The sequence below is a fragment of the Agromyces sp. NPDC056965 genome (assembly GCF_042673425.1).
Lineage (GTDB): Bacteria > Actinomycetota > Actinomycetes > Actinomycetales > Microbacteriaceae > Agromyces.
Window position 1 is genome coordinate 1 of the sequence record NZ_JBHURI010000040.1, and the last position, 12,316, is coordinate 12,316.

The 12,316-nt window shown below is 70.3% G+C and carries 12 protein-coding genes; all 12 read right to left on the reverse strand.

Features of this window, described 5'->3' with window-relative positions; all coding sequences use genetic code 11:
- Window positions 1-47: 47 nt before the first annotated feature.
- The 12 genes from leuA to dnaJ all read right to left on the reverse strand — a co-directional run bounded on the left by leuA (window position 48) and on the right by dnaJ (window position 12,299).
- Complete coding sequence (gene leuA, locus ACFTQE_RS11605; RefSeq protein ID WP_376925214.1) at window positions 48-1,823, reverse strand: 2-isopropylmalate synthase; 1,776 nt, start codon at window positions 1,821-1,823, stop codon at window positions 48-50.
- Window positions 1,824-2,049: 226 nt separating this feature from the next.
- Window positions 2,050-3,447 (reverse strand): ABC transporter permease, encoded by a 1,398-nt coding sequence (locus ACFTQE_RS11610; protein ID WP_376925215.1) that lies wholly within the window; start codon window positions 3,445-3,447, stop codon window positions 2,050-2,052.
- Window positions 3,447-4,208, reverse strand: a complete 762-nt coding sequence (locus ACFTQE_RS11615; RefSeq protein ID WP_376925216.1) for an ABC transporter ATP-binding protein — start codon at window positions 4,206-4,208, stop codon at window positions 3,447-3,449. Before ACFTQE_RS11615 ends, ACFTQE_RS11610 begins: the two co-directional genes overlap by 1 nt.
- Before the next feature lie 103 nt (window positions 4,209-4,311).
- Window positions 4,312-4,983, reverse strand: a complete 672-nt coding sequence (locus tag ACFTQE_RS11620; RefSeq protein ID WP_376925217.1) for a response regulator — start codon at window positions 4,981-4,983, stop codon at window positions 4,312-4,314.
- Window positions 4,980-6,167, reverse strand: coding sequence for a sensor histidine kinase (locus ACFTQE_RS11625; protein WP_376925218.1), 1,188 nt, complete (start codon window positions 6,165-6,167; stop codon window positions 4,980-4,982). The genes ACFTQE_RS11620 and ACFTQE_RS11625 overlap by 4 nt, the downstream gene beginning before the upstream one ends.
- Before the next feature lie 130 nt (window positions 6,168-6,297).
- Complete coding sequence (gene era, locus ACFTQE_RS11630; protein ID WP_376925219.1) at window positions 6,298-7,191, reverse strand: GTPase Era; 894 nt, start codon at window positions 7,189-7,191, stop codon at window positions 6,298-6,300.
- Window positions 7,184-8,500 carry a hemolysin family protein gene (locus ACFTQE_RS11635; protein ID WP_376925220.1) on the reverse strand — a complete coding sequence of 439 codons (1,317 nt, stop codon included), beginning with the start codon at window positions 8,498-8,500 and terminating at the stop codon, window positions 7,184-7,186. Before ACFTQE_RS11635 ends, era begins: the two co-directional genes overlap by 8 nt.
- Before the next feature lies 1 nt (window position 8,501).
- Window positions 8,502-8,963: an rRNA maturation RNase YbeY gene (gene ybeY / locus ACFTQE_RS11640; protein ID WP_376925221.1), complete on the reverse strand. Its 462-nt coding sequence runs from the start codon at window positions 8,961-8,963 to the stop codon at window positions 8,502-8,504.
- Window positions 8,960-9,976: a PhoH family protein gene (locus tag ACFTQE_RS11645; protein ID WP_375836606.1), complete on the reverse strand. Its 1,017-nt coding sequence runs from the start codon at window positions 9,974-9,976 to the stop codon at window positions 8,960-8,962. The genes ybeY and ACFTQE_RS11645 overlap by 4 nt, the downstream gene beginning before the upstream one ends.
- An 88-nt stretch (window positions 9,977-10,064) precedes the next feature.
- A complete protein-coding gene (locus ACFTQE_RS11650; protein WP_375832635.1) occupies window positions 10,065-10,427 on the reverse strand; it encodes an HIT domain-containing protein in 363 nt (120 codons plus the stop codon).
- A 24-nt stretch (window positions 10,428-10,451) separates the two neighbouring features.
- Entirely contained in the window at window positions 10,452-11,186 is a 735-nt protein-coding gene (locus ACFTQE_RS11655) for a 16S rRNA (uracil(1498)-N(3))-methyltransferase (RefSeq protein ID WP_376925222.1), read from the reverse strand.
- A gap of 12 nt (window positions 11,187-11,198) precedes the next feature.
- A complete protein-coding gene (gene dnaJ, locus ACFTQE_RS11660; protein ID WP_376925223.1) occupies window positions 11,199-12,299 on the reverse strand; it encodes a molecular chaperone DnaJ in 1,101 nt (366 codons plus the stop codon).
- Between the last annotated feature and the right edge of the window lie 17 nt (window positions 12,300-12,316).

Genomic DNA, 12,316 nt, shown 5'->3' on the forward strand with positions numbered 1-12,316 from the left:
GCGTGCACACCTCGTGCACGCGGCATCCGACCTCGATCAGCCCTCGATCAGACCCCGACGACCTCGCGCTCGGCCTCGGCGGGCACGGCGCTGCGGAGCGCGCGGTTGACCGCGGAGACGACCGCCTTCAGGGATGCCGTGGAGATGTCGGCGTCGATGCCGACGCCCCAGAGCACGCGGCCCTCGACCTCGAGCTCGACGTAGGCCGCTGCCAGTGAGTTGCCGCTCGCGCCGAGCGTGTGCTCGACGTAGTCGCGCAGCTGCACCGAGACGCCCTCGGCGCCCAGCACCGCGAGGAACGCGGAGATCGGGCCGTTGCCGCTCGCGTCGGCCTCGACGCGCTCGTCGCCGTCGCGCAGGCCCACCCGTACGTTGACGACGCCGTCGAGCGCGCTCTCGGTGCGCAGCGACAGCAGTTCGAACCGGCCCCACTTCTCGTCGGGGCGCTCCTGCGGCGCGGGCAGGTACTCGTCGTTGAAGACGCGCCAGATCTCGTCGCTCGAGACCTCGCCGCCCTCGGCGTCGGTCTTGGCCTGCACGACGCCCGAGAACTCGATCTGGAGGCGGCGCGGCAGGTCGAGCGCGTGGTCGGTCTTCAGCAGGTAGGCGACGCCGCCCTTGCCCGACTGCGAGTTCACGCGGATGACGGCCTCGTAGCTGCGACCGAGGTCGCGCGGGTCGACGGGCAGGTACGGCACGGCCCACTCGAGTTCGCCGAGCGTGACGCCGCGGCGCTCCGCCTCGGCGTCCATGGCTTCGAAGCCCTTCTTGATCGCGTCCTGGTGCGAGCCCGAGAAGGCCGTGTAGACGAGGTCGCCGGCCCACGGGTGACGCTCGGGCACGGGCAGCTGGTTGCAGTACTCGACGGTGCGCTTGACCTCGTCGACGTCGGAGAAGTCGATCTGCGGGTCGATGCCCTGCGTGAACAGGTTGATGCCGAGCGCGACGAGGTCGACGTTGCCGGTGCGCTCGCCGTTGCCGAAGAGGCAGCCCTCGATGCGATCTGCGCCGGCCAGATAGCCGAGCTCAGCCGCGGCGACGGCGGTGCCGCGGTCGTTGTGGGGGTGCAGCGAGAGGATGACGTTCTCGCGGTGGGCGAGGTGCCGCGACATCCATTCGATCGAGTCGGCGTAGACGTTGGGCGTGGCCATCTCGACGGTCGCCGGCAGGTTGATGATGACCTTGCGCTCGGGCGTCGGCTCGAAGATCTCGATGACCTGGTTGCAGACGTCGACCGCGAACTCGAGCTCGGTGCCGGTGTAGCTCTCGGGCGAGTACTCGTAGTAGACCGTGGTGCCCGGAATCGTCGACTCCATCTCACGGCACTTGCGAGCACCGTGCAGGGCGATGTCGATGATGCCCTGCCGGTCGGTGCGGAAGACGACCTCGCGCTGCAGGATGCTCGTCGAGTTGTAGAGGTGCACGATGGCCTGCTTCGCGCCGGCGATCGACTCGTAGGTGCGCTCGATCAGGTGGTCGCGCGCCTGCGTCAGCACCTGGATGGTGACGTCGTCGGGAATCGCGTTCTCCTCGATGAGGCTGCGCACGAAGTCGAAGTCGGTCTGGCTCGCCGAGGGGAACCCGACCTCGATCTCCTTGTAGCCCATCTTGACCAGGAGGTCGAACATGATGCGCTTGCGCTCGGGGCTCATCGGGTCGATGAGGGCCTGGTTGCCGTCGCGCAGGTCGACGGCGCACCAGCGCGGCGCCTGCTCGATGCGCTTCGACGGCCACGTGCGATCGGGCAGGTCGACGCGGATCTGCTCGTGGAACGGTCGGTAGCGATGCACGGGCATCGACGACGGCTGCTGGGTGTTCTGCATTGGGTGCTCTTCTCGCTTACGGATGGGTTTCAGCCGACGACGAACTCCGCAGCGAGGGAGGCCTGAGAACTAGGACTCGCTGCGGCAGCTAAGGAGAAGCAGGCCGTGAAGCACACGCCAAGGCTAACACCACCGCTCTTCGGTCGCGCAACATGACGGAACGAGCGGATGCCTCCCCCGACGCATCCGCTCGTTCCGTTCCCCTCCGCGCCTCGCGTTCAGCTCCCTAGTCGACCGCGAGGGCGACCACCGGCGAGACGCGCATCGCGCGCCGCGCCGGGGCGATGGAGGCGACGAGCGTCAGGACGCCCGCCGCCACGAGCAGTCCGCCGAAGAGTGCCCACGGAACCCCCGGCAGCACGAACGTCGGATCGCCTTGAGCGCCGCCGAGCAGGGCCTGGGCGCCCGCCCAGCCGTAGCCGAAGCCGAGCACGATACCCGTGACGGTGGCCGCGAGCGTGAGCGCCGCGCTCTCGACGACGATCATGTGGCGCAGCTGCCGTCGGTCGAAGCCGAGTGCGCGCAGCAGGCCGAGCTCCCGAGTGCGCTGCATGACGCTGAGCGACAGGGTGTTCACCATGCCGATCGCCGCGATGAGCGCGCTGAAGCCGATGAGCACCGTGAAGATCGCCACGGTGACGTTCAGCATCTCCTCGATGCCCGCGTAGACCTCGGGCTGCGCCTCCGCCGCGGCGACCAGCATCGCCCGGTACGACTCCATCGTGACCGAGAAGGTCGTCACGAGCGTGACGCCGATCACGAGGCCGATCGTCATGCGCGAGCTCCGCTCGGGGTGACGCACCGCGTTCTCAGCCGCGAGCCGTGCGGCAGGCGACGCACCGAACAGGCGGCCGACAAGACGCAGCACCGGCGGCATCACAACGTGGGCCCCGAGCACGATGCCCGTGAACGAGACGAGGCCGCCCACCATGCCGACGAGCACGCCGTACGGTTCGGTGAGGCCCCAGATCACGCCGGCGACCAGCAGGGCGATGCCCACGATGAAGAGCACGAGGGCGGTGACGTTGCGGCCCCGGCGACGGCCGAGCTCCTCGCGGTCCTGCTCGTTGGCGTTGCCGATCGCCTGGATCGGGCGCACCCGCAGCACGCGGCGCGATCCGACCCACGAGGCCAGCCACGTGGTGATGACGACGGCGATCGCCGGGAGGACGACGGCGACGTTCAGGTAGTCGTAGTCGGTCGCGGGCATCAGCTCGTTCGCGACGGCCACCTGCTCGATGCCGAAGGCGATCGCGGTTCCGGCGAGGACGCCGATCGCCGCGCCGAGGACGCCGATCAGCAGCCCCTCACGGGCGATCTGCGCGCGCTGGGCACGAGCGCTCGAGCCGATGAGGCGCAGCAGGGCGATGAGCCGGGTGCGACCCGCCACGACGGTCGAGACGGTGTTGGCCGTGACGATCGCGCTCACGTAGACCGCGATCACGATGAAGACCACGGCGACGATGCCGAGCATCAGCGCGACGGTCGAGCTCTGGCCGGTGACGTCGTCGGCGGCGATCGCGGCGGCGAGCAGCCCCGTGATGTGCAGCAGGGCGACGCCGAACGTCCCCGCGAGCGCGGCGACGAGGAGTGTCGGCCACTGGTCCTTCAGCCGCGTGTGCATCAGGCCGCGACCTCCATCGAGAGCATGAACGAGGAGATCTCCTCGGCGCTCGAACGGCCCGAGTCTCGCACGATGCGGCCGTCGGCGAGGTAGAGGATGCGGTCGGCGTGACTCGCGGCGACCGGGTCGTGCGTGACCATCGCGATCGACTGGCCGTAGCGCGCGCTCGCAGCCGCGAGCAGGCCGAGCACCTCGCGGCCGGTGCGCGAGTCGAGGTTGCCCGTCGGCTCGTCGGCGAAGACGAGGTCGGGTCGGGTGGCGAGGGCGCGGGCGATCGCCACGCGCTGCTGCTGCCCGCCCGAGAGCTCGTGCGGGCGATGCCCGATGCGGGGCCGCAGGCCGAGCGTGTCGAAGAGCTCGTCGATCCACGCCTGTTCGTCGCGCGTCGGGCGGCGCCCGTCGAGATCGAACGGCAGCATCACGTTGCCGCGCACGTCGAGCGTCGGCACGAGGTTGAACGACTGGAAGATGAAGCCGATGCGGCGACGACGGAGCACGGTCAGCGCGGAGTCGGCGAGCCCGGTGATGTCGGTGTCGCCGAGCCACACCTGGCCGTTCGTCGGCGAGTCGAGTCCCGCCATGATGTGCATGAGCGTGGACTTGCCGGAGCCCGACGGGCCCATGATGGCCGTGAACTCCCCGCGGCGCAGGCCGAGCGAGACGTCGTCGAGGGCGGTCACGGTGCTCGCACCGGTTCCGTAGCGCTTGCCGAGTTCGGCGACGCGGGCGATCAGGCCGAGGTCGGAGGGTTGGATCTGCATGCCTTCGACGCTACGGACGGCACGGGCACCGGGGCATCCGGCTCATGGATGGTTCGCCGTCATCCTGCAGGATGACCCGCCGTCACCCGCGAGTGCCGCGCGGTCAGGGAGCTGCCGGGAGATCGTGCTCGTAGGCGAACACCACGAGCTGCACGCGATCGCGGAGCCCGAGCTTGGCGAGGATCCGGCTCACGTGCGTCTTCACCGTCGCCTCCGAGAGGAACTCGGATGCCGCGATCTCGCCGTTGCTGAGGCCGCGCGCCGCGAGTGCGAAGATCTCGCGTTCGCGGGGCGTCAGCTCCGCCCAGGCTGCGGGCGCCGGGCGCCGGCCGCTCCCCCGGCCCACGTGCGCGAAGAGCGCGCGCGTCGCTGCAGCCGCGATCACCTGATTGCCCTGGTGCACCGTGCGGATCGCCGCGAGCAGGAATTCGGGGTCGGCGTCCTTCAGCACGAACCCGCTCGCACCGGCCCGGATCGCGCGCGCCGCGTTCTCGTCGAGGTCGAAGGTCGTCAAGACCACGATGCGCGGCGGGGCGACGCCGTCGCGGTCGGCGGCAGCGAGGATCTGCTCGGTGGCCGCGATGCCGTCCTGCACCGGCATCCGCACGTCCATGAGCACGACGTCGGGGCGTTCGCGGCGGGCGAGGTCGACGGCGGCGCCGCCATCGCTCGCCTCACCGACGACCTCGAGGTCGGGCTGGGACTCGACGAGCATGCGCACGCCGGCGCGGAACAGCGCCTGGTCGTCGACGAGAGCGACGCGGATGCCGCTCATGCCGGCCTCCCCGCCTGCGCCGGGATTCGCGCGGTCACGCGGAACATGTCATCGGCGCCGGCCTCGACGAACAATGTGCCGCCGGCGAGCTGCGCCCGTTCGCGCATGCCCGGGATGCCGTGGCGGAACGCGTGCGACTCGGGGGCGGAGGCATCCGCTCGCCTGGCGTTCACGAGCGAGACCGTGACGCCGTCGGCATCCCAGTCGAGTCCGAGGTGCACGGGTGCGGAGACGTCGCCGTGGCGGAGTGCATTCGTGAGGCCTTCCTGTGCGATGCGGTAGACCGCGATCTGGTGGCCGGTGCCGAGCGGCAGTCGCTCCCCGGTCTCGGTGAAGCGGAGGTCGAGCCCGGCCGCGCGCACCTGGGCGAGCAGGCCGTCGAGGTCGTCGAGCACGGGCTGGGGCGCCCCCGCCTCGTCGTGGCGGAGTTCGGCGAGGAGCAGGCGCACGTCGCCGAGCGCTCCGCGTGCGACGCCTGCGATCGTGCCGAGGGCGTCGACGGCGGCCTCGGGCCGAGTGGGCGCCGCGAATCGGGCACCATCGGCCTGCGCGATCACGACCGCGAGCGAATGCGCCACGACGTCGTGCATGTCGCGCGCGATGCGGTTGCGCTCCTGCTCGACGACGTAGCGGTACTCGACGAGCTGGCGCTCGCGGTTCGCGACCTCTTCGCGCCGCCGCACCTCGCGCGTGTCGCGAACGGAGCGGACGAGCAGTCCCGCCGTCCACGAGAGCACCAGCACCGCGATGGAGGCGACGAACAGCACGAGCGTCAGGACGACCATGCTGACCGTGTCCTGCGGACCGACGAACCCGGCGTTGTCGATGAGCGGCTTGACGACGGCGAGGTAGCCGGTCGCGAGGAGTGCACCGACACCCGCGGAGACGAGGCCCAGCCACTTGACCAGTCGACCGCCGTGGGCCGCGGTCGAGTACAGCACTCCGAGCACCGCGGTGTCGTACAACTGCAGGTCGCGCAGCCACAGCATCTGCACGAGCGCCCCGCCCCAGGCGAGGCCGAGCGACCAGGCGGGCGAGACACGGCGCATCGCGAGCGCGGCCGAGAACGCGAGGAGTGCGACGATATCGGCCCATTCGCCGAGCACCGCGAACGGCATGCACACGAATGCGAACACGACGGCGAGCACGATGTCGGTCGTGAGCTTCGCGCGGCTGATCCTCATGGGCACCGATCCACCGTACGCGCTCGGGCGGCTGCGAGCCTCAGCGGGCGCGCGGAATCATCCTCCAGTCGTACGCGGCGACGGCCGTGACGACCGACTCCGCTCGACCGCGTCGAACGCGTCGAACGCCTCAGAAGCCGAGGCGGCCGAGCTGCTTCGGGTCTCGCTGCCATTCCTTGGCGACCTTCACGTGCAGCGCGAGGTGCACCTTGCGACCGAGCAGGCCCTCGATCTGCGCGCGGGCGGTCGTGCCGACCTCGCGCAGCCGTGAACCGCCCTTGCCGATGATGATGCCCTTCTGGCTGTCGCGCTCGACGTAGAGGTTCGCGTAGATCTCGAGCAGGTCCTTGTCTTCGCGCTCGACCATGTCGTCGACCGTGACCGCGATCGAGTGCGGCAGTTCATCGGAGACGCCTTCGAGCGCGGCCTCGCGGATGAACTCGGCGATGCGCTCGCTCGTGTCCTCATCGGTCAGCGTCTCGGCCGGGTAGAGCGGCTGCTCGGATTCGGGCAGCAGCGCGAGCAGCTCGTCGACGAGCACCTCGAGCTGATCGCCCTGCGGCGCGGAGACCGGGATGATCGCCGCCCACTCGCGCAGTTCCGAGACGGCGAGCAGGTGCTCGGCGATCTTCGACTTCGACGCGGCATCCGTCTTCGTGACGATCGCGACCTTCTTGGCCCGCGGGTACTGCTCGAGCTGCTCGTTGATGTAGCGGTCGCCCGGCCCGATCGGCTCGTTCGCCGGCACGCAGAACGCGATCACGTCGACGTCGCCGAGGGTCGACTGCACGAGCGAGTTGAGCCGCTCGCCGAGCAGCGTGCGCGGCCGGTGCAGGCCCGGCGTGTCGACGAGGATGATCTGGCCGTGCTCGCGGTGCACGATGCCGCGGATGGCGCGGCGCGTCGTCTGGGGCTTCGAACTCGTGATCGCGACCTTCTCACCGACGAGGGCGTTCGTGAGCGTCGACTTGCCGACGTTGGGCCGCCCCACGAACGAGACGAATCCGGCATGGTACTCAGCCACGGGTGTTCCTTCCATCGGTGTCGCTCGACTCGAACGCGCTCTGCACGTCGATGAGCGCCTGGTCGCGCTCGACGAGGATCGTCGAGATGCGCTTGCGTCTGCCTTCGGTGCGCTCGGCCTCGAGCAGGAGCCCCGAGACCGTGACCCGCTCGCCGGGCTGCGCGAGACGACCGAGCTCCTTCGCGAGCAGGCCGCCCGCCGAGTCGACGTCGTCGTCTTCGATGTCGAGCCCGAAGAGCTCGCCGAGCTCGTCGATCGGCAGGCGCGCGTTCACGCGGAAGCGCCCGCCGCCGAGGTCCTCGACCTGGGCAGCCTCGCGGTCGTACTCGTCGGAGATGTCGCCCACGAGCTCTTCGATGACGTCTTCGAGGGTGACGAGACCCGCGATGCCGCCGTACTCGTCGACGACCATCGCGAGGTGGTTCGACTCGAGCTGCATCTGCCGCAGCAGCGCGTCGGCCTTCATCGACTCGGGCACGAAGAGCGCCGGGCGCACGAGCTCGCCGACCGTGAGCCCCTCGGCGTCGAGCGGCCGTTCGAACCCGAGTCGCGCGAGGTCGCGGAGGTAGAGCACGCCCGTCACGTCGTCGGCGTCGCGCTCGACCACGGGGATGCGCGAGTATCCCTCTTTCAGGAACACCGCCATCGCGTGCGGCAGGTGCGCTGCGGCCTCGATCGTGACCATGTCGGTGCGCGGCACCATGACCTCGCGCACGACGGTGTCGTTGAACTCGAAGATCGAGTGGATCAGTTCGCGGTCGCCCTCTTCGAGCACGTCGAGCTCGGTGGCCTCGTCGACCATGCTGAGCAGCTGCTCTTCACTCGAGACCCCGGCGAACTTGATGCGGCCCGGCGTCACGCGGTTGCCGAGCGAGACGAGCGCGCCGGCGAGCGGTCCGAGCAGCACGCGCAGGAAGTGCACGAGCGGTGCCGTCAGACGCAGCACCGTCTCGGCGTTCACACGGCCGACGCTTCGGGGGCTCGCTCCGACGAGCACGAACGAGACGGCGGTCATGATGAGCGCCGAGTAGAGCAGCACGAGCCACACGTTGTCGAGGAACGAGGCGAAGGCGAGGGTCACGAGCACCGCCGCCGTCGTCTCGGCGATGATGCGCACGAAGTTGACGGCGTTGACGTGCGCGCCGGTGTCTTCGGCGATCGCGAGCAGCGATCGTCGGGCGCGCGACTCGAACGCGAGGTCCGTCACGTCGGCGCGGGAGCTCGACGCGATCGCCGAGTCGACGGCGGCCATGAGACCGCCGAACGCGACGAGCACGAAGGCCACGCCGAGGAAGAGCCAGGGCTGCATGTCAGCGGCGCCGCTCCTGCATCGAGAATCCGACGAGGATGTCGCGCTGCACGCCGAACATCTCCTTCTCCTCCGCGGGCTCCGCGTGGTCGAAGCCGAGCAGGTGGAGGATGCCGTGGGTCGTCAGCAGCAGCAGTTCGTCGATGAGCTGGTGCCCGGCCGTGCGCGCCTGCGCCTCGGCCACCTGCGGGCACAGCACGATGTCACCGAGCAGCCCTGCCGGGGTCGGCGCGTCGTCGGTGCCCGGACGCAGCTCGTCCATCGGGAAGCTCAGCACGTCGGTCGGGCCGGGCTCGTCCATCCACTGCACGTGGAGCTGCTCCATGGCGCCCTCGTCGACCAGCACGATGGCGATCTCGGCATCGGGGTGCACGTGCATCGCGTCGAGCGCATAGACGGCCAGCCGCTGGATGGCTGCCTCGTCGACGTCGATCGCGGACTCGTTGTTGATCTCGATGCTCATGCCTTGCCCTTCCTCGGCAGGTGGTCGCGGGGGCCGGCGCCGCGCCGTTCGGCGCGATTGGCGAACTCGCGCGCCTGGTCGCGCTCGAATCGCTGCGCCTGTTGGCGTTGGTCGAACTCGGTGTAGGCGTCGACGATGCGGCCCACGAGGGTGTGCCGTACGACGTCGTCGCTCGTGAGACGCACGAACTCGATGTCCTCGACGTGGTCGAGGATGCGCGTGACGAGCCGCAGGCCGCTGGCGCCGCCGGGCAGGTCGATCTGCGTGATGTCGCCGGTCACGACCATGCGCGAACCGAACCCGAGGCGCGTCAGGAACATCTTCATCTGCTCGGGCGTCGTGTTCTGCGCCTCGTCGAGCACGACGAAGGAGTCGTTGAGCGTGCGGCCGCGCATGTAGGCGAGCGGGGCGACCTCGACGGTGCCCGAGGCCAGCAGCTTCGGCACGAGCTCGGGGTCCATCATCTCGTTGAGCGCGTCGTAGAGCGGCCGCAGGTACGGGTCGATCTTGTCGGTGAGGGTGCCGGGCAGGAAGCCCAGGCGCTCACCCGCCTCGACCGCCGGACGCGTCAGGATGATGCGGCTGACCTCTTTGCGCTGCAGCGCCTGCACGGCCTTGGCCATCGCGAGATAGGTCTTGCCGGTGCCGGCGGGGCCGATGCCGAACACGATGGTGTGCTCGTCGATCGCGTCGACGTAGGCGCGCTGGCCCTCGGTCTTCGGCCGGATGGTCTTGCCGCGGCTCGAGACGATGACCTGTCCGAGCAGTTCGGACGGCTTTGCGTTGGAATCGGCGTCGAGCATTCGGGCCGAGCTCCTCACTTCGGTGGGGGTGGGATCCTGCCCGGCTCGCACGAGCTCGAGCAGTTCTTCGATGAGTCGGCGCACGTGCATGCGCCCGTCGGCGTCGCCCCGGATCGCGATCTCGTTGCCGCGGACGTGCACCTGCACGCCGGGGTACTCGCGCTGCACCTGGGCGAGCAGACGATCCTGGGGGCCGAGGAGTCGCACCATGGCGATTCCGTCGATGGTGAGCCGCTCCTCGTCGGCCGTGGCGGCCTCCGCCGGCGAGCGGTCGGCTGCGGCGCTCTCGCCGATCGGATCAGTATCCGGCAAGCGTGGCCTCCTCGAGGCCGCCGGCCAGCACGTGCGCGTGCACGTGGAAGATGGTCTGGCCCGCGGCGGCACCCGTGTTGAAGACGAGGCGGAACTGGCCGCCGGCGAGTTCGTCGGCGACGCCCCGCGAGACCTCCACGAGTTCGGCGAGCAGCCCCGGGTCGCCGGCGGCGAGCTCGACGACGTCGCGGTACTCCCCCGTCTTCGGCGTCACGACGACGTGCACGGGCGCCTTCGGCGCGATGTCGTGGAACGCGATGACGCGATCGGTCTCCGCGACCACGCGCGCGGGGATCTCACGGGCGGCGATGCGCTCGAAGAGGGTCGGTTCTGCGCGGGACTCGGTCATGACTCCATCGTAGCGACGGATGCCTCACCACCGCCCGAGCGCGACGTTCAGCACCGCGATCGCGGCCGGCCCCGCCGTCGAGGTGCGCAGCACGGATGCCCCGAGCCGCACGGGCTCGGCTCCGGCGGCGACGAGGCGCTCGATCTCCGCCGGCGAGATGCCGCCCTCTGGGCCGACGACGAGGGCGAGGTCGCGGCCGTCGGGGCGGATGTCGGTGAGCGTCGCCGCCGCGGTCGGCTCGAGCAGCAGCATCCGCTGGCCGTCGAGGCGCTCGACGAGCTGGCCCGTCGTCGTGACGGGTGCGACGGCAGGCAGCCAGGCCCTGATCGACTGCTTGACGGCCTCGCGCACGATCGTCGCCCAGCGCTGCCGGCCCTTCTCGGCCTTCGGCCCCTCCCAGCGCGACACCGAGCGGCTCGCCGCCCACGGCACGATCGCGTCGACGCCGAGTTCGGTCGCCGCCTGCACGGCGAGCTCGTCGCGATCGCCCTTGGCGAGTGCCTGCACGAGGGTGATGCGCGGCGAGGCGGCCTCTTCGACGAGCACCTCGTCGACCGTCAGTTCGAGTTCGCGCGCTCCGGTCGACGCGACGACGCCGTGCACGAGCGTGCCGCGTCCGTCGCCGATCGCGATGCGCTCACCCGCGCGCACCCGCGAGACGGTCACCGCATGGCGCGCCTCGTCGCCCGTGAGCGCCACCGTCGCACCGGGTGCGACGGCGGAGAGATCGAGCGATTCGTCGAGGTAGAGGTGGCTCACCGGGGCATCCGCCTAACCGAGGAACCGGTCGCGCAGGCGGGCGAAGATGCCCTGCTGGAAGTGGCTGAGCTCGGGCGCGGGCGCCTTCTTCGACGCGGCGAACTGCTGCATGAGGTCGCGCTCCTTCGAGGAGAGCTTCGTCGGAGTGACCACCTGGATGCCGACCTTGAGGTCGCCGCGACCCGAACCGCGCAGGCGCGAGACGCCGCGGTCCTTCACGGTGAGGATCTCGCCGCTCTGGAGGCCCGGCTTGAGCTCGACCTCGACGTCGCCGTCGAGTGCGGGAACCTTCGCGTGCGTGCCGAGGATCGCGTCGGTCATCGAGACCTCGAGCGTGCACAGCAGGTCGTCGCCGTTGCGGCTGAAGACGTCGTGGTTCTTGACCTTGATCTCGAGGTAGAGGTCGCCGTTCGGGCCGCCGGCGGGGCCGGCCTCGCCCGAACCCGGCATCTGCAGGCGAACGCCCGTGTCGACGCCGGCGGGGATGTCGACCGGAACGGTGCGGCGCGCACGCACGCGGCCCTGACCCTGGCAGGTCACGCAGGGCGTCGCGATGACGGTGCCGTAGCCGCGGCAGGTGCCGCAGGGGCTCGAGGTCATGACGTTGCCGAGGAGCGAGCGCACCGAGCGCTGGATCGACCCGGTGCCGTGGCAGATGTCGCACGTGACGGGCGAGGTGCCCGGCTGGCAGCACGAGCCGTGGCACGTCTCGCACGTCACCGCGGTGTCGACCTCGATGTCGCGGTGGGTGCCGAAGATGACCTCGTCGAGGCCGACCTCCACGCGCAGCAGCGCGTCCTGACCGCGTTCACGACGCGACCTGGGACCGCGACTCTGCTGGCCGGCCCCGAAGAAGGTCTCGAAGATGTCGCCGAAGCCGCCGAAGTTCTGGCCGCCGCCGAAGCCGCCCTGGTCGCCGAGGTCGTACTGCTGGCGCTGCTTCGGGTCGGAGAGCACGTCGTAGGCGTGCGTGACCGACTTGAACCGCTCGGATGCCTCGGCGCCCGGGTTGACGTCGGGGTGGAGTTCGCGCGCGAGGCGACGGTACGCCTTCTTGATCTCATCGGGTGTGGCGTCGTGGGAGACGCCGAGGACCTCGTAGTGGTCGGCCACGGAGGGCTTGTCCTTTC